At 63.9% G+C, this 18,999-nt stretch carries 15 protein-coding genes and 1 tRNA gene; 5 read left to right on the forward strand and 11 right to left on the reverse strand.

Going from position 1 to position 18,999, the window contains the following annotated elements; genetic code table 11:
• Positions 1-7: 7 nt before the first annotated feature.
• The 7 genes from dctA to aceE form a co-directional block, all read right to left on the reverse strand.
• Positions 8-1,375, reverse strand: coding sequence for a C4-dicarboxylate transporter DctA (gene dctA, locus ACQP1T_RS29020; RefSeq protein WP_433756211.1), 1,368 nt, complete (start codon positions 1,373-1,375; stop codon positions 8-10).
• A 148-nt stretch (positions 1,376-1,523) separates the two neighbouring features.
• Positions 1,524-2,957 carry an acyl-CoA carboxylase subunit beta gene (locus tag ACQP1T_RS29025; protein ID WP_433756212.1) on the reverse strand — a complete coding sequence of 478 codons (1,434 nt, stop codon included), beginning with the start codon at positions 2,955-2,957 and terminating at the stop codon, positions 1,524-1,526.
• 202 nt (positions 2,958-3,159) lie between these two features.
• A complete protein-coding gene (locus tag ACQP1T_RS29030; RefSeq protein WP_433756213.1) occupies positions 3,160-4,410 on the reverse strand; it encodes a KasA/KasB family beta-ketoacyl-ACP synthase in 1,251 nt (416 codons plus the stop codon).
• 10 nt (positions 4,411-4,420) lie between these two features.
• Positions 4,421-4,720, reverse strand: coding sequence for a meromycolate extension acyl carrier protein AcpM (gene acpM / locus ACQP1T_RS29035; protein WP_063040462.1), 300 nt, complete (start codon positions 4,718-4,720; stop codon positions 4,421-4,423).
• Positions 4,721-4,843: 123 nt separating this feature from the next.
• A complete protein-coding gene (locus ACQP1T_RS29040; RefSeq protein ID WP_433756214.1) occupies positions 4,844-5,758 on the reverse strand; it encodes an ACP S-malonyltransferase in 915 nt (304 codons plus the stop codon).
• 128 nt (positions 5,759-5,886) lie between these two features.
• A complete protein-coding gene (locus ACQP1T_RS29045) occupies positions 5,887-7,221 on the reverse strand; it encodes a PucR family transcriptional regulator (protein ID WP_433756215.1) in 1,335 nt (444 codons plus the stop codon).
• 11 nt (positions 7,222-7,232) lie between these two features.
• Complete coding sequence (gene aceE, locus ACQP1T_RS29050) at positions 7,233-10,052, reverse strand: pyruvate dehydrogenase (acetyl-transferring), homodimeric type (protein WP_433762411.1); 2,820 nt, start codon at positions 10,050-10,052, stop codon at positions 7,233-7,235.
• A gap of 297 nt (positions 10,053-10,349) precedes the next feature.
• Between aceE and ACQP1T_RS29055 the strand changes: the two genes are divergently transcribed.
• The 4 genes from ACQP1T_RS29055 (at position 10,350) to ACQP1T_RS29070 (ending at position 12,142) form a co-directional block, all read left to right on the forward strand.
• Complete coding sequence (locus ACQP1T_RS29055) at positions 10,350-10,907, forward strand: hypothetical protein (protein WP_433756216.1); 558 nt, start codon at positions 10,350-10,352, stop codon at positions 10,905-10,907.
• A gap of 159 nt (positions 10,908-11,066) precedes the next feature.
• Entirely contained in the window at positions 11,067-11,489 is a 423-nt protein-coding gene (locus ACQP1T_RS29060) for a DUF3052 domain-containing protein (protein WP_062990488.1), read from the forward strand.
• A 69-nt stretch (positions 11,490-11,558) separates the two neighbouring features.
• Entirely contained in the window at positions 11,559-12,038 is a 480-nt protein-coding gene (locus tag ACQP1T_RS29065; RefSeq protein WP_433756217.1) for a peroxiredoxin, read from the forward strand.
• Positions 12,039-12,070: 32 nt separating this feature from the next.
• A tRNA-Val gene (locus ACQP1T_RS29070) sits at positions 12,071-12,142 on the forward strand.
• Between the two features lie 315 nt (positions 12,143-12,457).
• Here the strand turns inward: ACQP1T_RS29070 and ACQP1T_RS29075 are convergent.
• The gene (locus tag ACQP1T_RS29075) at positions 12,458-12,853 is read right to left on the reverse strand and encodes a RidA family protein (protein ID WP_433756218.1); all 396 of its coding nucleotides are present in this window, start codon (positions 12,851-12,853) and stop codon (positions 12,458-12,460) included.
• Between the two features lie 127 nt (positions 12,854-12,980).
• Here ACQP1T_RS29075 and ACQP1T_RS29080 point away from each other — a divergent pair, with 127 nt between their 5' ends.
• Positions 12,981-13,910, forward strand: coding sequence for a helix-turn-helix transcriptional regulator (locus ACQP1T_RS29080; RefSeq protein ID WP_433756219.1), 930 nt, complete (start codon positions 12,981-12,983; stop codon positions 13,908-13,910).
• Here ACQP1T_RS29080 and ACQP1T_RS29085 read toward each other — a convergent pair.
• The 3 genes from ACQP1T_RS29085 to ACQP1T_RS29095 form a co-directional block, all read right to left on the reverse strand.
• A complete protein-coding gene (locus ACQP1T_RS29085) occupies positions 13,835-14,515 on the reverse strand; it encodes a hypothetical protein (protein ID WP_433756220.1) in 681 nt (226 codons plus the stop codon). The genes ACQP1T_RS29080 and ACQP1T_RS29085 overlap by 76 nt on opposite strands.
• Positions 14,516-14,639: 124 nt before the next feature.
• The gene (locus ACQP1T_RS29090) at positions 14,640-16,217 is read right to left on the reverse strand and encodes an MFS transporter (RefSeq protein WP_433756221.1); all 1,578 of its coding nucleotides are present in this window, start codon (positions 16,215-16,217) and stop codon (positions 14,640-14,642) included.
• A complete protein-coding gene (locus ACQP1T_RS29095; protein WP_433756222.1) occupies positions 16,205-18,367 on the reverse strand; it encodes a hypothetical protein in 2,163 nt (720 codons plus the stop codon). The genes ACQP1T_RS29090 and ACQP1T_RS29095 overlap by 13 nt, the downstream gene beginning before the upstream one ends.
• Positions 18,368-18,999 lie beyond the last annotated feature (632 nt).

Raw genomic sequence — 18,999 nt, forward strand, 5'->3', positions numbered from 1 at the left:
CCGATGCTCAAGCCTCTGCACCCGAGTAGGCGACCATCGGGTCCTTGTCTTCCAACGGCGGCACCGCTTCCCCATCGAGCACCTTGCGCATTCGCTCCGAATCCAACTGGCCCTCCCACTTCGCGACCACGAATGTCGCGACGCAATTGCCGAGCAGATTCACCGTGACCCGCATCGAATCCATCAGCCGGTCGGCCCCGAGTAGCAGCGCGACCGCCGCCACCGGAATCGAACCGTGCCCGATCGCAGTGATCGTCGCCGACAGCGCCAGGAATGACGAACCCGGCACACCCGCCATACCTTTCGAGGTCAGCATCAGCACGCCGACCGCGGTGATCTGCTCGCCGAGACTCAGATCCACCCCGAGCGCCTGCGCCAGGAACACCACGCAGATGGACAAATACAGCGTCGCGCCATCGAGATTGAACGAATACCCGGTCGGTATCACCAGCCCGGTGGTCGCCCGGGAGCAACCGGCCTCGGTCAGCTTGATCATGATCCGCGGCAGCACCACCTCGGTCGACGCGGTGCCCAGCGCGAGGAACAGCTCGTCCTTGATGTATTTGACGAGCTTCCACAGGCTCACCCCCGCGAAGACCCGGACCACCACCGCGAGCACCAGCAGGAACAACACCGCCGCTGCATAACAACAAGCAATCAACTTGCCATAGCTGCTGAGTGCGGAAAGTCCGTACTGCCCAACGATATAAGCCATCGCCCCGAACGCGCCGATCGGTGCCAATTTCATAATCCAGCCGATGATCGTGAAGAAGATCTTCCCGATGTGATCGACCGCCTCCAGAATCACCGGCGGGCCGTGTTCGCCGAACTTAGCCAGCGCCAAACCGAACAGCACCGCGAAGAACAAAACCTGCAGCAACGCATTCTCCGCGAATGCCGAAATCACCGACGCCGGAATTATATTCAGCAAAAAGTCGACGGTATGCGGCAGCTCGCCGTTCTTGGTGGTCTTCGCGATCTTCTCGGCACCGGTCGCCAGGGTCTGCGCGTCGACATGAAAGCCCGCACCCGGCTTCACCAGGTTGCCGACCAGCAAGCCGAAGAGCAAGGCGAAGGTGGTGATCGCCTCGAAGTAGATCAGCGCCTTCACACCGATCCGCCCCACCGACTTCATATCGCCCACATGGGCGATGCCGAGCACCACCGTGCAGAAGATGATCGGCGCGATCACCATTTTGATCAGCTTGATGAATCCGTCGGCCAGCGGTTTGAGATCCGCGCCGAAGCCGGGCCACAGCTTGCCGACCAGAATTCCGGCCACGATCGCCACCAGCAGTTGCAGGAATAGCGACCGGTACCAGGGCGGTTTCCGCACCGGGTCGGCTGCTGCGGTGGTTTCGATCGTCACGCTCATGCGCGCAACATACGAGCTATTCGTATCGCCGAAGTTTCAACTATATTGCCGCCCGGAAACCCGATCGTCACCCCAGGTCCGCCGAGCAGAACAATACGAACGAAAAGCGGGCCCCTGGGAATCCCGAGGCCCGCTTTCCCAACTCGATTTACAGCGGAATGTTCTTGTGGTGACTCTTGCGCACCGGCGCCGCTGCCAATGCCGCGGCAATGGTGCTACGCGTCTTGGCCGGGTCGATGATCTCGTCCACCACACCGATCGCCATGGCCCGCTCGACACCGCCCGCGATGCGCTCATGCTCGACCGTCAGACGCTCGTGCAGCGCCTCACGCTCTTCCTCCGGCGCGGCCGCGAGAGCCTTCTTGTGCAGGATGCCGACCGCGGCCTTGGCGCCCATCACGGCGACCTCGGAACCGGGCCAGGCGTACACCGCGGTCGCACCGAGCGAACGGGCATTCATCGCGATGTAGGCGCCACCGTAGATCTTGCGGGTGACCAGCGTGACCCGCGGCACCCGAGCCTCGGCGAATGCGTGCAGCAGCTTCGCGCCGCGCCGCACCACGCCCTCCCACTCCATGCTGACACCGGGCAGGTAACCGGGCACATCGGTGAGCACCACCAGCGGAATGCCGAAAGCGTCGCACAACCGCACGAAACGTGCTGCCTTCTCGGCACTTTCGGAGTTCAGGCAACCACCGAGGCGGATCGGGTTATTGGCGAGCACACCCACGGTGCGCCCGCCGAGCCGTCCGAGACCGGTGACGATGCTGCGCGCGTAACCAGCCTGCAGCTCTTCGAACGAGGACTCACCGTCGACGTTGTCGAGCAGTTCGTGGACGATCGGCTTCACGTCGTAGGCGCGCTTGGCCGATTCCGGCATCATCGCCTTCAGATCGACATCACCGTGCGCGGCCGCGACCAGATCGAATTCGCCCTGTTCGGCGAACATCGACACCAGACGCCGACCACGATGCAGCGCATCGGCCTCGTCGTTGGCGACGATATGCGTGACACCGGACTTCTTGCCGTGCGTCTCCGGACCGCCCAGGGTGGCCATATCGACCTGCTCACCGGTCACACTGCGCACCACATCGGGACCGGTCACGAAGATCCGACCCTCGGGCGCCATGATCACGATGTCGGTCAGCGCGGGACCGTAGGCGGCACCACCGGCCGCGAAGCCGAGCACCACCGAAATCTGCGGCACCAGACCGGATGCGCGAACCATGGCCTCGAAGACCAGACCGACCGCGTGCAGCGCCTCGACCCCCTCGGCCAGTCGAGCGCCGCCGGAATGCCAGATGCCGACCACCGGAATGGCGGAATCGATGGCGGTGTCGATCGCGTCGACGATGTGCTTGCAGCCCTCCACGCCCATCGCGCCGCCCATGACGGTGGCATCGGAGCAGTAGGCGACGGTGCGGACACCGTCTACCTCGCCGATCGCGGCGAGCACACCGGACTTGTCGCGCGGATGCAGCGGGAGAACGGTTCCAGGGTCGAAGAAGCGTTGGAGCCGACCGAGCGGATCACGCGGATCGGTTTCAGTTTCTGGTCGAAACGCGGGAGCCATGATTGTCATCGCGTTTACTCCTCACCTCGAGCAAGTGCGCCGCTACCGCGGCTGCGTATGGCGAACGCCGGTGGGGTCGACCGACTTTGGCGTTGGTCGACCCCACCGGAGATCGTTGTGCAGTCTGGCCGGTCTGCGCGGTCAAGCCCCGGAGGAGGCAGCCTGCGTAACCGCCGAGGGCTCCGCACAGACCAAATCAGATACCGCGCGGCTATGCGCGACCGAAGGCGAGCGCGACGTTGTGCCCACCGAATCCGAACGAGTTGTTGATCGCGTACTCGATCTCCTGACGGCGAGCCTCGCCGTGCACCACATCCAGATCGATCTCCGGATCCTGGTTGTCCAGGTTCAGGGTCGGCGGCACGATGCCGTCGCGGATGCTGAGCACGGTCAGAATCGATTCCAGTGCGCCAACCGCGCCGATCGAATGTCCCAGCGCGGATTTCGGCGCGTACACCGAAGCATGGTTGCCGACGGCCTTGTTGATCGCATTCGCTTCGGCGGTGTCGCCGATCGGTGTCGCGGTCGCGTGCGCGTTGATGTGGGTGATGTCCTTGGGCGTCAGACCCGCGGTCTGCATCGCCCGCGTCATCGCCCGGGCGGCACCGTCACCCGTGGGATCGGGTGCGACCAGGTGGTAACCGTCGGAAGTGATTCCGGCGCCGAGCAGGCGCGCATGGATCGTCGCGCCACGAGCCTTGGCGTGCTCCTCGGTCTCGATGACCATCAGCGCACCGGCCTCGCCGAAGACGAAACCGTCGCGATCCTTGTCGAACGGACGCGAGGCGCCCTTCGGGTTGTCATTGCGGGTGCTCATCGCGCGCATCATGGTGAATGCCGCGATCGGCACCGCGTCGATGAAACCCTCCACACCACCGGTGACGACCATATCGGCGTCACCCATGACGATCATTCGCCACGCATTGGCGATGGCCTCGGAGCCCGATGAGCATGCCGAGACCGGAGTGACCACTCCTGCCCTGGCCTTCAATTCGAGACCGACGACGGCCGACGGACCATTCGGCATGACCATCTGAACAGCCAGCGGCGAAATCTTGCGATAGCCACCGTTCTTCAGCTTGTCGACCGAGTCGATGAGCGCATCACCGCCACCGAGCCCGGTACCGATCGCCACACCCAGCCGTTCCGGGTCGACCTCGGGGCTGCCCGCGTTCTGCCAGACCTCGCGACCGAGTACGGTCGCGAGCTGCTCGACGTAGGCCATGCGCCGACATTCGACACGGCTCAGCAGGGTCTCTGGCCGGACCTTCAGGTGACCGCCGATGCGGACCGGAAGGTCGTACTCCTCGACGAAGGGGTCCTCGAGAACGTCGATACCGCTCTCGCCGTTGAGGAGTCCCTTCCACGTCGCATCGACATCACCAGCGATCGACGTGGTCGCCGCCATACTCGTGACGACGACATTGGGGAAATTCCCGTTCAAGGTGGAAGGAGTGGTCACGGTGTCGGCCCTACTCGGCGTCGAACTTGGCCTTGAGCTCCGCGGCCGCCTCAGCGTTCTCGGCCTCGAGCTTCTGGATGTAGCCGACTGCGTCGCCGACCGTCTTCAGGCTGGCCAGATCCTCGTCCGGGATCTTGACGCCGTACTTGTCCTCGGTCTGAACCGCGATCTCGACCATGGACAGCGAGTCGATGTCCAGGTCATCGACGAAGGACTTCTCGATCGTCACTTCGGAGGGCTCGATACCGGTCACCTCTTCGATGATCTTGCCGAGTTCCTCGACGATTTGTTCCTGGGTCAGAGCGGCCACTTCGTGGCTCCCTTCTTATCTACTTTGTAGGGCTTCACTGTTGTTTTTCGAATCGAGCGGGCCGATGGTTACCGTCCGCTCGGTCACGATCGTGTGTTGGGTTACACGGTCGCGGGGGGAAAGCTAGCCGGAAATGGTGAGCCCGGCCAACGCGGGGAGGTCTTCGGGGGTCTTCAGGGCCAGTGTCGGTGTGCCCTTCAGTTCCCGTTTTGCGATGCCGACGAGCGTGCCCGCCGGCGGCAGCTCCGCCACTGCCGAAACCGCCGCTGCACGGACGGTCGCGGTGCACAGGTCCCACCGGACGGGCCGGGTGACCTGCGCCGCGAGCTTAGCGACCGCATCGGCTCCCGAGGTAACCGGCTTGCCGTCGAAGTTCGAAAGCAGGGTCCGGGTCGGCTCGTTCGGTGCGATCTTGGATATGGCGTCCGTCACAGCGTCCTGAGCCGGGGCCATGAACGCGGTGTGGAACGCGCCCGCGACGGGCAGCGCACGCACCCGCGCCTTCTCGGGCGGGTTGGCGGCGAGTTCCGCGAGGGCGGTCAAACGTCCGGCGGCCACGACCTGACCCGCGGCATTGCGGTTGGCCGGGACGAGCTCGAGCTCTTCGAGCCGGGCGAGCACGGCGGCCTCATCGCCACCGAGCAGCGCGGACATGCCGGTCGGCTCCAGTGCGCACGCCTTGGCCATCTCCGCACCGCGGATGGCGGCCAGTCGCACCGCATCGTCGGCGGAGATGACTCCGGCGACCGCGGCGGCGGCGAGTTCACCGACCGAATGTCCGGCAACGATGGTATCGGCCGGAAGTGAATCCGACTCGATTTCGGCGAAGGCCAGCAGTGCGGCGGCGACCACGAGCGGCTGGGTAACGGCCGTATCGGTGATCTCCTCCGCCGTAGCGCTGGTGCCGAGCCGAACCAGATCCAGGCCGGAGGCCTTGGACCAGAGGGCGAGGCGATCAGTCGCGCCGGGAAGGTCGAGCCAAGGCGCGAGCATGCCGGGTGTCTGGGACCCCTGTCCTGGGGCGAACAACGCGATCACACCTCTAAGAAAACACTGTGAGGTGTGCCGCACGAGATGTCGACGCGAATGAACCTTGCGGAGCGCTTTTGTGGGGGTCCCACAAAAGCGCATGTGGGTTGTCCAGATCGACCGCTTCGCCGGATGCGTTACAGGCCTTCGTGCCCTACCGGGAATTGAGTGACTTCTGGGGCAGAAGTCGACGATTCGTTACGGGTTCGTGTCAAACGACCTACTGTGGCGGCGATCCGGAGCACGTAGGCGTCCCTCGGATTCATCGGATCACGCCCCGTGATCTCCGCTATCCGCTTGAGCCGATAGCGGACCGTATTTGGATGAACGTACAGCTGACGCGCACACGTCTCGACCGCGCCACCGCAATCCAGATAGGCCTCGAGAGTGTCGGCCAGCGCCGATCCGGCGGCGGCCAACGGTAGGACAAGATACTCGTTCAACGCGTCGATTGCAGCTCGGTCACCCAACAGTGCCCGCTCCGGTAACAATTCCGCAGCGTGCACCGGCCGCGGAGCCCCGCGCCAGCCGACCACGGCCTCCATTCCGGCCAGGGCCTCCACCGCGCTGGCATGCGCCGCGCCGAGCGTACGCATGGTCGGGCCGATCACCACCGGACCATCGGAGAACACCTCGGCCAGCAGATCCGCGAGAAATGGTGAGGCATAAGAGGTATCGCCCAGATTCCCGCTGACCACCATCACCAGCCGCGAACCCTGGACCACGGCCAGCGCCGCGCGACCGTGCCGCGCGGCGATGGTGTGCACCGAGCCGACCATCGAGACGCCCTGATCCCCCGGCGGCGTACCGACCAGCACGGTCGCCGGAGCGGTGGCATCCCAGTTCAGGGTCGCGGCCCGCGACAGCATGTCCGGGCCGGTATCGCCGCGCACCACCGCGTCCACGACCAATGCCTCGAGACGGGTATCCCACGCGCCACGTGATTCCGCGGCGCTCGCGTACACCGAGGCGGCGGCGAACCCGAGCTCGCGTCCGTAGCGCAGCACCGCCTCGGTGAGTGCGACCAGCTGCCGGTCGTTGCGCGCGAGCGCGGGCAGCCATTGTTCGAAGAACTCCATGGCCACGCGGACCATGTCGACGGTCTGGCGCAGCGTCAGCCGCCGCGCCAGATCCTGCGGGATCACTTGGAAGGCGTCCAGGCTGAACCGGATATCGCTATCGGGATCCTGTAGCCATTCCAGGAAGTTCACCACCGCGGTCTGCACCAGCATCTGCACGCCAGCGCGTTGCGCGGCATCCAGATCGGCGAAGAACGGCAACCGATCCTGCATCGACCCGACCGCCTCGGTGGAGAGGCGTCCGGAGAACTGCTTCACGCGTTTGAGCAGCGTGTCCGGCAGCGGGTCGCGGGTTTGCCGGTTCGGGGAGAGCGCGCCCGTCGGCAGATACACCTCGTGCTCGGAGGAGCCTTCGGAGATCCGACGCGGCCGCGGCGGTTTACGTTCCACCATCCAATCGTCCGCTACGCGACTTCATCTTCGGTGCCGGGAGCCGACTTCGGCGCGGCGTCGACATCATCGATGCGGTATTTTGCCGCCGCCTCCACGGCCTTGGCCGGATCGATCTTGCCGGTGCGGCCGAGTGCGGCCAGGGCCGCGACTACGATCGACTGCGCGTCGACGTTGTAGACCCGCCGCGCGGCGGGACGGGTATCGGAGAAACCGAAACCGTCCGTGCCGAGCGTGGTGAAGTCGCCGGGCACCCACTTGCGCACCTGATCCGGCACCGCGCGCATCCAATCCGTCGCGGCCACATACGGACCCTCGACCCGGGCCAGCGCCTGAGTGACGTACGGAACGCCCGCATCGGTGCCCGGATTGCGCAGCTGGGCGACCTCCTTGTCGAGTGCCTCCTTGCGAAGCTCACCCCACGAGGTCACCGACCACACATCGGCCTGCACACCCCACTCCTCGGCGAGCAGCGCCTGGGCGCGCACGCCATCGGGCACCGTGACGCCCGAGACCAGGATCTGGGCGCGCACATCGCCCGCACCGCCGCGCTTGTACAGATAGAGACCCTTGAGCAGTCCGGCGATATCGAGATCGTCGGGCTCGGCAGGCTGTACATACGGCTCGTTGTAGAGGGTGATGTAGTAGAAGACGTCCTCGCCGCCGAAACCGCCCGCCGAACCGTGCGGATGCGTGCCGGGCAGTGCGCCGGGACCGGGCACCGGGGTTCCGCCGCCGTACATGCGACGCAGACCATCGCGAACGATATGCGCGATCTCGAAGGAGAACGCCGGATCGTAGGTCACCACAGCCGGGTTGGTGGAAGCCAGCAGCAGCGAGTGACCGTCGTTGTGCTGCAGCCCCTCACCGGTCAGCGTCGTTCGCCCGGCGGTTGCCCCGAGCACGAAGCCGCGCGCCAATTGGTCTGCCGCCGCCCACAATCCGTCGCCGGTGCGCTGGAACCCGAACATCGAATAGAAGATGTACAGCGGGATCATCGGCTCGCCGTGCGTGGCATACGACGTGCCCGCCGCGGTGAACGATGCGGTCGATCCGGCCTCGTTGATGCCCTCGTGCAGAATCTGCCCGACGGCACTCTCTTTGTAGGCAAGCATCAATTCCGCGTCCACGGAGGTATACAACTGCCCGTTGCGGTTGTAGATCTTCAACGAAGGGAACCACGAGTCCATACCGAAGGTACGGGCCTCGTCCGGAATGATCGGCACGATCCGCTTGCCGATCTCCTTGTCCCGCAGCAGCTCCTTCATGAGCCGGACCAGGGCCATGGTGGTGGCCACATTCTGCTTGCCGGAACCCTTGCGCACCGACTTGTATGCCTCGTCCCCGGGCAGTTGCAGCGGCTTTGCCACGGCACGCCGTTCGGGCAGGAAGCCGCCGAGCGCCTTGCGGCGATCGAGCATGTACTGGATTTCGCGCGCCTCCATGCCCGGGTGGTAATACGGGGGCAGGTAGGGATCCTTCTCCAGTTCGGCATCGGAGATCGGAATCCGCTGCAGGTCACGGAAATCCTTGAGGTCCTGCAGGGTCAGCTTCTTCATCTGGTGGGTGGCATTGCGGCCCTCGAAGTGCTTGCCGAGGGTGTAGCCCTTGATGGTCTTGGCCAGGATCACCGTCGGCTGACCCTTGTGCGCCATCGCGGCCGCATAGGCGGCGTAGACCTTGCGGTAGTCGTGACCGCCGCGCTTGAGGTTCCAGATCTCCTGATCGCTGAGGTCCTGGACCAGGGCCTTGGTGCGCGGGTCGCGGCCGAAGAAGTGGTCGCGGACGTAGGCACCGTCATTGGCCTTGTAGGTCTGGTAGTCGCCGTCGGCGGTGGTGTTCATCAGGTTCACCAGCGCGCCGTCGCGATCCGCGCCGAGCAGCGCGTCCCACTCCCGGCCCCAGATGACCTTGATGACATTCCAGCCCGCGCCACGGAAGAACGACTCCAGTTCCTGGATGATCTTGCCGTTACCGCGCACCGGGCCGTCGAGACGCTGCAGGTTGCAGTTGATCACGAAGGTCAGGTTGTCCAGCCCCTCGTTGGCGGCCACCTGGATCAGGCCGCGTGACTCCGGTTCGTCCATCTCACCGTCGCCGAGGAAGGCCCAGACGTGCTGATCGGAGGTGTCCTTGATGCCGCGGTCGTGCAGGTAGTGGTTGAACCGCGCCTGGTAGATGGCGTTCATCGGGCCCAAGCCCATCGACACCGTCGGGAACTCCCAGAAGTCGTTCATCAACCGCGGATGCGGATACGACGGCAGGCCGTGGCCCGGACCGCCATGGCTGTACTCCTGCCGGAAGCCGTCCATCCGGTCCGTGCTCAACCGGCCCTCGAGGAAGGCGCGGGCATAGATGCCCGGCGAGGCGTGCCCCTGGATGAAGATCGAATCGCCGCCGCCGGGATGGTCCTTACCGCGGAAGAAGTGGTTGAAGCCGACCTCGTAGAGCGCCGCCGAGGAGGCGTAGGTCGAAATATGGCCGCCGACACCGATGCCGGGACGCTGCGCCCGGTGCACCATGATCGCCGCGTTCCAGCGGATCCAGGCACGGAAACGCCGCTCCACCTCTTCGTCGCCGGGGAACCACGGCTCGTTCTCGGTGGGGATGGTGTTGACGTAGTCGGTGGAGGTCAGGGATGGAATGGCGACCCTACGCTCACCGGCGCGTTCCAACAGCCTGAGCATGAGGTAACGCGCGCGGCCCGGACCTTCCCGGTCGAGCATGTCGTCGAACGATTCGAGCCATTCGGAGGTTTCCTCCGGGTCGATGTCCGGTAGATAGGACGCCACCCCTTCGCGGATAACCCGCACCCGCCCGCCCGCAGGCGGCACTTGCGATCCACTCGGATCGCGCGGCGCGGAGTCGGTGCCAGCGGATTTCGCTGGCGCGGAAGAGTGGATCAGGTCGGTCAAATCTGCTCCTCGTACAGGGGTGGACAAGCTGATGGGCGTCTGTTTCCCCGGGCGGCACACTTGGTTGGCGGACCACCCGTTTTACGAAAGGTTCGGGCGCACCTCCATCCTTGCGGAAGATGTGGCCCAGGTCATCATGTCAGGGGCATCTGCAGTACGGTTCCGCAGGGAACGTGAGTCGAGGACCGCCGGTGACACAGAGAGGCACGGAGGACAATGAAGGTGCTGGACCCACGCGGGTTCGCAGCGGTGTGCGCGGCAGCGGCGGTCGTGGTCGGCCTGACCATCGCGGGATGCGCGAAACACGTTGACGGCGTTGCCAATCCGAACACCTCGGAGCTGGCCGCCTACAAGACCGAAGCGGCCTCCTCCTCCGCGGCGGCGACCTCATCGCGCAAGGCGGCGGCCCAGGCCCAGGCGATCAGCGACAACTGCGGTCAATTCCCCACAACCACAGGTGTCGGCGTTTCGAAGTACAACGAATTCGTAGACGCGCACGATGCGAACGCCGCGGACTACAACGCCAAGCGCGATACCGCGGCCAAAACCCTCGAAGACGCCGCGACCAAGGTCGAGACCGGGGTGAACAACGCCAACGGCGCGCTGCCCGCCGACCTGCAGGCCAAATTCACCGAATACGTCGCCGCCGCACGCCAGCTCGCGGCAGAGACCCGCAAGATGACCTACACCGCTCCGGTCGGCGCACTCAACGATGCGAGCAAGCGCGTCAACGACGCGCGCAATGCGGTCAAGGACGCCTGCCCGAAACGCTGAACTCGTCCCACGAACCGGGTGCCGGTGGCGAAAATCGGCCAACGACACGAGGTTGTCATGCGACATTCCATGGGTATTTCGTCCGATCAGCTTGCGCTCGAGGCGATAACCATGTTCGCTTGCAACTACCTATTGTCTGGAGTTGAGGAGGACACCACCGTGGTCGCCGCGGCGGACGCGCAGAACTACGCTCAGAAGCTTGGCATTACACACGGCATGGTTGTCCAGGAGCTGGGCTGGGACGAGGACACCGATGACGACCTGCGGGCCGACGTCGAAGAGGCCAGCGGTGGGGAGATGGTCGACGAAGACTCCGACGAGGTTGTCGACGCTGTCCTGCTGTGGTGGCGAGAAGGCGATGGCGACTTGGCCGATGAGCTGATGGATGTCATCACGCCACTGGCCGACGAAGGCTTCGTCTGGGTACTCACCCCTAAGACCGGCCAACCTGGTCATGTCGATCCAAGCGATATCGCCGAAGCAGCACCCACCGCGGGTCTGACACAAACCTCGGCGATCAGCCTCGGTGCCTGGTCCGGCAGCCGCCTCGTGCAGCCCAAGGCACCCTCGAAACAGCGCTGACCGCTTTCGCTATGGTTCACCGGGCGGTGTTTCACCGCCCGGTGAAGCCCGACACGAGGAGGATCAGTGATGCCAGTCGAGGTTGGCCCACTGGAAGTCGGCACGCTCGCGCCGGATTTCACTCTCAAGGATCAGAACAACCAGGACGTCACGCTCTCGAACTACCGGGGCAAGAAGAACGTGCTGATCGTGTTCTATCCGCTTGCCTTCACCGGCATCTGCCAGGGTGAGCTGTGCAAGGTGCGCGACGAGTTACCCAAGTTCCAGAACGATGACGCGGAAATCCTCGCCATCTCCGTCGGCCCGCCGCCCACCCATAAAATCTGGGCGGCCGAACAGGGCTACATCTTCCCGCTGCTGTCCGACTTCTGGCCACACGGTGCCGTCGCCCAGTCCTACGGCGTCTTCAACCAGAAATCCGGCTACCCCAACCGCGGCACCTTCGTCGTCGACCGCGACGGCGTCATCCGCTTCGCCGAAATGAACGGCCCCGGAGAGGCCCGTGACCAGGCGGCTTGGGAGAAAGCGCTAGCCGCGCTAGAGTCCTAGACCGGCCCGTCGGTCACCCACCGACGGATCCCGGGCGTATAGCTCAGTGGTAGAGCTCTGGTTTTACACACCAGCGGTCGGGGGTTCGAACCCCTCTGCGCCCACCGAAGAAGATGCAGGTAGACAAGCGTTAGCTCGTTCAAAACCTCTGCCCCACACGCAGTTCGTGGGGCAAACGGGGGGGCACCAAGGCAAGACTGGAGCGAGTGGGCCCAGGCGTACTCGGTTCCGCGGACCCCTCGACGTTGACGCACGTCAAGCAACAGGCTGACTCTCGCCTCCCGCAACCGTCGTGGGAAGGACGCAGCGTCGAAGCCGTAAACGCCGATCGTTTTCATCTTTGGTATCGGATGTTCCCCATCTGCCCGCTGCTCGCGCCGAAATGAATCGGCGTGAGCAGCAGGAGCGGCAAGGTCGCGCTACGCGACGGCGGTTGCTTCGAGTTCGACCATCTGGCCGGGGATCGCGAGACGGGTGACCCCGAGCATCGTGGTCGTAGGGGCGACACCTGCGGCTCCCAGCCGTCCGGCGAGGACACCGTAGTGCGGGAACAGCGCGTCCACGTCGGTGGTGTAGACGTTGAGACGGACGAGGTTCGCCAGCGACATGTCGGCCTCGCCGAGCACCTCTTCGAGGTTGTCCACTGCTAGCGCGAGTTGCGCCGCGATGTCTCCGTCGTGCTCGGGCCTGCCCTCGCTGCTCATCGCTGTCTGCCCCGAGATGTACAGGGTTCGGGTCTCCCCGGAGACGACCTCACCCTGGTTGAACCCCATCTCGAGCGACCACGTCACCGGGTTGACTGCTGTTCGTTCCATTGCCACTCCAAATCGTTGCGACCGCGAGCGCCCGGCGACTCGGTAGCCACCGTCTTCGACACCCGCAAGATCAGCCTTCCAAGAAATCACGACACCTTGTGTCGTGTTTTTTGGCGAGAATGAACCCATGCGTGCGGATCGGTTGGTCTCGCTGGTGCTGCTGCTGCGCCAGCGTGGTCGGATGACCGCGGACGAACTGGCGAGCGAGCTGGAAGTGTCTGCACGTACGGTGTTGCGCGACATCGAAGCACTGTCCACCGCAGGCGTCCCCGTCTACGCCGACCGTGGCCGGCACGGCGGGTTCTCGCTGCTACCCGGCTTCCGCACCGAACTGACCGGTCTGAACCACGACGAAGCCCTCGCACTGCTCACAGCCGGATCTGGACGCGGCGAGAAGATCTTCGGCCTCAGCACAGCCCTCGCCTCCGCGATGCGCAAGGTGGTCGACGCCTTGCCGGAGGGCCACCGAGCCAGCCTGGACGCCGCCGCCAAGCGCTTCCTGGTCGAGCCGGAGGCCGACCTGCTCTCACGGCGACTGGTCACCGAGGAGGTGGCGAGCGGGGTGATAAGCGAGGTCCGCCATGCGGTACTCACTGGGCACAGGCTCCGCTTCGACTACGCCGCACCCGACAAGGCGCCTCGTTCGCATATTGTCGATCCGATCGGACTGGTCACCGTCCGCGACCGGACCTACCTGCTGGCAGCCAAGTCCGGCGAAGACCGCACACGAGGCGATCCTTGGCATCGAGATGAAAGAACCGCTCCAGCTCGACCCGCGACAGCACACCGAACTGGCCGTACCCTGCCCCGGTCCTCATCACCCACGAACCGACATGCAACCACCACACGCCCACCGATCCAGCGAATCAACCTCCACAGCAAAGCATTTCGGTCACCAACCCTCGCTGACGCCAGTTTCCGGCCAACGACACGAAACGACAGGCTGCTCCACGTTTTGCTCCACGCTGCTGCTGGAGAAGATCATGGGCGCGGAGGATGCGACGGTCGCGGTAGTGCTCGAGCAGAAACAAGGGCCTTCACTAAGCCGGTGCTGTAGCCCGACTTCATTCTCTGAACCCATTGCGCGATGGCCGCGATGGCCGAGAACATCGCCGTCGCACCGGCCAGCCACGCGGTATCGGTAAGTTTCGCGGTCTCGAACTCGACCTTCCGTAGCCCCGGCACTGGATATTGTCCATTGCCCGAGGCCCACCGGATCACGAAGCCGACCTGGGTCCCGAGGTCGGTCGGAGGGCCGGAGCCGATCATGGAGCGCAGCTCCGGTCCCTTCCCGTTGAGATAGACCAGCGTGAACGCGATGAAAAGCGCCACTGCCACCGCGGAAACGGTCGTCAAACCAGCAAGGGCCTTGGTGCGCGCCCAGAGATTGATCGACGCGGCGAGGATGGTCAGGAAGATCGCGATGCTGGCGAGAATGGCCCACTTGCCGCTGAGGTTGGAGTGGGCCGGTGGATTCTTCGACCAGAGACCCACGAGCGTGGTGGTGATGTGGGTTTGGCCGAAGGCATTGCTCCAGATCGTGCCGTCGGGGCCGCCCGTGGCGAGCCACGGTTTGAACAACAGGGTGAACGTGATGATGCTCCCGATCGCGGCACACAGGTAACCCGAGTTGTCACGGAGCAGGGTCGCCAGCGGTTGCACCCTCATCCGGAGTTTGGCGAGGTCGACCCGGCGCCTCCGGGCACGGCCCGGAGAGCTTCTCGTCGAGCCTGCCTGCTGCTGCCGGTCTCCACTCGCTCGCCAAGGAGTTGGCTGCACCATCGCGCTAGTTCCTCTTCAATGGATCGATAGATGATGTGCCATCAATTAACGGTTCGCTGATCATGGCAGGAGGTTGTTCCGTTGGTTTCGCCACGGACAGCGGATCCGCGATGTCCTCCAGGGACTGGCCTTCGGCGTTCACGCCGAAGAACCAGGCGACCAGACCACCGAAGATCATGAACCCGGCGCCGATGATGTACCCCACCGTGAGCGGGAACCGGTCGGGACTCGGGTTGTCGGCGCCACCTACCAGATGCCCGAAGAGGAACGGCGCTACGACCCCGCCAGTGCCCTGCGCGATGGCGAAGAAGAACGATATGGCTTGACCGCGCAATTCCAGCGGGAAGATCTCGCTGACCGTGAGATAAGCAGAAGACGCCCCCGCCGAGGCGAAGAAGAAGATGACGCACCAGAAGAGAGTCTGGGTGGTGGCGTCGAGAATGCCTGCATTGAATGCCCATGCGGAAACGAAAAGCAGGAAACCGGAGCCCAGGTAGGTCGCGCATATCATCTTCCGGCGACCGATGTTGTCGAAGAGGGGGCCGAGTACCAATGGGCCGATCAAGTTACCGATGGCGAACGGGAAGAAATAGTATCCCGTGTGATCGGCTGGGACGTCGTAGAAATTGATCAGCACCAAACCGACAGTGAAGAAGATTGCATTGTAGAGGAATGCTTGCGTTGCCATCATCGTGAAGCCGAGAAAAGACCGGGAAGGGTAGCGGCCGAAGAAGATCCGAGCCATCTGAATATAGGAGAGCCGGTCGGTGTCGACGATGTCGAGGGCTTTGCTGTCATCGACCGGAGGCAGTTCGACGCCTTGGCCGCGGACCTGAGCTTCGATCTCATCGACGGTGCGTTCGGCTTCGGCTGCCCGCCCGTGGGTGAGCAGCCAGCGCGGGCTTTCGGGAATGTGGCGGCGCACGAATATGATGATGAATCCGAGGACGGGTCCGATGAAGAAGCCGAGCCGCCATCCCCATTCGGTTGGAATGAATCGCTCGTTGAACAGGATCAGGCTGGCCGCCGCGCCTATTGCCGCGCCACCCCAATAGGTCCCGTTGATCGCGATGTCCACGCGGCCGCGATACCTGGAAGGCATGATTTCATCGATGGCCGAGTTGATCGCGGTGTATTCACCGCCGATTCCGGTGCCTGCGATGAAGCGGAACAGATACAGCGACCAGGCACTCCAGGCGAACCCGGCGAGACCACTGCCGATCAGGTAGATCGCCAGTGTGAGGATGAACAGTCGCTTGCGTCCGAGCCGGTCGGTAAGCCGGCCGAACACGAGCGCGCCGACGACCTGCCCCGCCAGATACCACGACGCCATCGCGCCGACCTGCCCGCTTGTCAGATGTAGGGTGCCGGCATGCTGCAGGGGCCCGCCCATGCTGCTGACAATCTGGATCTCGATACCGTCCAAAACCCAGGACACACCGAGACCGACGACGATGAGCCAATGGAACTTCGTCCACGGCAGCCGGTCCATTCGGGCGGGAACGAGGCTCCGGATTACTTCTTTTTGCGATGTTGTCACTTGACGATCACCCAACCTGTCGATGGAAATTAATTCGTCCACGGGCCTATATTGGTTCCAGCTAGTCGCAGATCGACATATACGGCCCTATTCTTCTGCCGTATCGCTTCCTGGCGGAGAATTTGATCGTCCGGAGTTCGGTAATATCGTTCTCCCGTTTCGGCCAGATCCCGGGAAAGCCGGTACGCAATGTACCTGCGGGTGTCTTCATCGGCTTGTGCAAACCTTTCTGGTGTTACGACACGCTGAAAATCATCGAACGTCGCATAGTTCCGCCGCACCGTATCCCGGACCAATGGATCGGTTTCCCAATCCGCATCACTGCGATTGCGCATGGGCCGGGGGCTGAGGCGGTGGAACAGTGCCGCGGATTCCGCGAATTGGGCATTGTGGGCGTCTCGCTCGGCGCCACCGTATTGGCGGGAGTTTTCGGCCAGGTCCAAGGCGGCCGCAACTCGTTTCAGCGGGCCGTATTCCACCGGGTTGTCATCGGCGGACTGCATGGTACGGGCATGCGCCTCGGCCGCCCATCTGCGAATTTGGTTGGGAAAGCGGGCGACAGCGAGAGCACCGATGGCGTCGGCGCGGTCCGCACCGAGACTGAGAATTGTAGTCATGGCTGCCGAAGCGGCTCGCGCGTTGGTGCCGCCGAAGTCGTCCGCGGCAGCCCTGGCGGCCGCATCGTGCGCATTCTTTCCCAAGGTGAGCCGCGCCATCCAGCTCCCGGCGGCCCGCGGCGGTACATTTCCTCGGAGCAATTCGTAATTCAGGTAATTCATTTCCTGCATGCGCCCGGAGTAATACGTCAACGGTGATGGGCGACGGAACATAAAGGACGCTACGGGGTTCGCGTTGAATTCGGCGATACCACGCATTGCCGTTCCCATGACATGGCCCGGTGACAGCGAGTAGCGCAGGCCCGCCGTGCCGATGTCGGTAGCTGGCCCGCCGGCCGGCGGCCTGCCCTCGAGCACCGCACGAATCTTGTCGACGGTCTGACTCTGGGCACCGAGCATGTTGAGATCGAGACGTCGCACCAGTGCGAAGCCTGCGATCAGCACGACCCCGCCGACGAAGATCGTGGCGGTACCGCTGCCCGGTGCCGATTCGAAGACATCTTCCAGCACAAGGGAGTAACCGCCTAAGTACACGATGTAGCCCACCAGCGACCCGGTATCGGCTGCAATGCCGACCGCGTTGCGCACCAGAATTGTCTGAGGAAGACCCGGTATGAAACCCCCCACGGCGAAACAGAGGATGAGGAAGATCGCGCGGAAGACCGCCGACAGTGCGGCGAGGAAGATTTTGATCGAAAGATAGGACATGAACAGCAGGAGGATGGTGCCGAAAATAAGAAGTATCAGCCCGGTGCCGATCTGCCCGGGACTCGGATTCCTGATCTTGGCGTAGGCGTAGGCGTCACCGCAGTCGCGCATGCCTTTTGCGACCTGCGATTCACTGCCGGCTAGAGTTCCGGACGACCAGGCTGTACGGCATCTCGGCGAATCGTCGATGATATGACCGAAATTCCATACCTGCAGCGGATGTCGAGCGAAATTGTCGGCCACGGTGCTGTTCAGGTCGGCGACAATTGCTCTCGGGTCCGCGTTGGATTCGCCGTTGAGCCCCGCCGCGACCGAGATCCCGACGTCGCGCCCCTGGGCCAGAAGGCCGTTCGACGACAACACAACGGCCAGCGGATGCGCCAGATAGCCGACGCCGACCACGCCTACCACCAGCATGAACACGACCTGTAGTGCAGCCTTGGCGTGGTATCCACGGACGACGAACCAAGCCACGACGAATGCGCCGATAGACACCGCCACGGTCAGCATGATCGGGGTCGCGATCTGATCCCTCAGGCCGTCGGCGACCGCATTCAACGGTTTGCTGAGCCAATCGAGCCAGCGAAAACTCACCACGAAGCCGGTCAGCCAGATCGCACTGATCACGATGACCATGTACACCGTGAAGAGCAGGCCCAACACCATCGCAAAAGCCGTCTCCCGCGGGTTGAGAATGCTGCTGTCGGTCGCAAACAGGTAGTCCGACAACGGAATTCCGGACGAGTCGCGGATATCCGTCCAGGCCAGTCCGTCGATCGCGGATATGCTCCTGCCGCCGCCGACCGTGTCCGCGCGCCCGGCGGCGGCACCGCCCGAGAGGGGCCAGATCACCAGCAGAACCAGCAAGGTGATGAGGAGACGGACGGCGATGCGCCGGGGGCGGGTGGCGGCGGCCCAGACCCGACATCGTCCGAGTACGGCCCATGGCGACCAGCACATCGGGTCCCATGCCTTGGACCAGCGAAGACGGAAGTCCGGATCAAGCCTCGGCAGATACTGTCGCATGTGGCTTCCCCTCGGCCAGCCCGGAAGGCCAGATTGCCTGTGAGTTACGTCACCGTTGCCCCACTATTAAACGTGCCGTTACTTGTTGGTGCAATGTTTCGGTCACTTTCGGGAGTGAGGCCAGGTGGCTGCGACGGCCCGAATGGATCCATTAGCGCCTGACCGGCAACCTCGTTGTCCCGACGTCCCGGCGCAGCACCTGCGGAATCCTCCCCGAGAACGATCACTGCCAGCTGCCACGTCGTTGCCTGACCGACGGTGCAACCCCCCTTGACATTCGAGCCGCCTACCCGCTGACATCGTTGTTGGATGCTGGACCTGTACGTCGGCATCTGGAACGAAAACCAGTTAGTCGCAGGCGATTACGCGTTTTCCGCCGATGAGAAGACCTCCACCAGATCCCACCACCGATCGTTTCGAACTCGCTGAAGTCGGTCCGCCACACTCGCTTCCGACCCATGGGCGGACCGTGA

This window comes from Nocardia sp. CA-135398 (assembly GCF_050955845.1).
GTDB lineage: Bacteria > Actinomycetota > Actinomycetes > Mycobacteriales > Mycobacteriaceae > Nocardia.

Coding starts and splice junctions, on each gene's coding strand:
- dctA (WP_433756211.1), bottom strand. CDS start 1,375: ATGAGCGTGACGATCGAAACCACCGCAGCAGCCGACCCGGTGCGGAAA.
- ACQP1T_RS29025 (WP_433756212.1), bottom strand. CDS start 2,957: ATGACAATCATGGCTCCCGCGTTTCGACCAGAAACTGAAACCGATCCG.
- ACQP1T_RS29045 (WP_433756215.1), bottom strand. CDS start 7,221: ATGGTGGAACGTAAACCGCCGCGGCCGCGTCGGATCTCCGAAGGCTCC.
- ACQP1T_RS29055 (WP_433756216.1), top strand. CDS start 10,350: ATGAAGGTGCTGGACCCACGCGGGTTCGCAGCGGTGTGCGCGGCAGCG.
- ACQP1T_RS29065 (WP_433756217.1), top strand. CDS start 11,559: ATGCCAGTCGAGGTTGGCCCACTGGAAGTCGGCACGCTCGCGCCGGAT.
- ACQP1T_RS29075 (WP_433756218.1), bottom strand. CDS start 12,853: ATGGAACGAACAGCAGTCAACCCGGTGACGTGGTCGCTCGAGATGGGG.
- ACQP1T_RS29080 (WP_433756219.1), top strand. CDS start 12,981: ATGCGTGCGGATCGGTTGGTCTCGCTGGTGCTGCTGCTGCGCCAGCGT.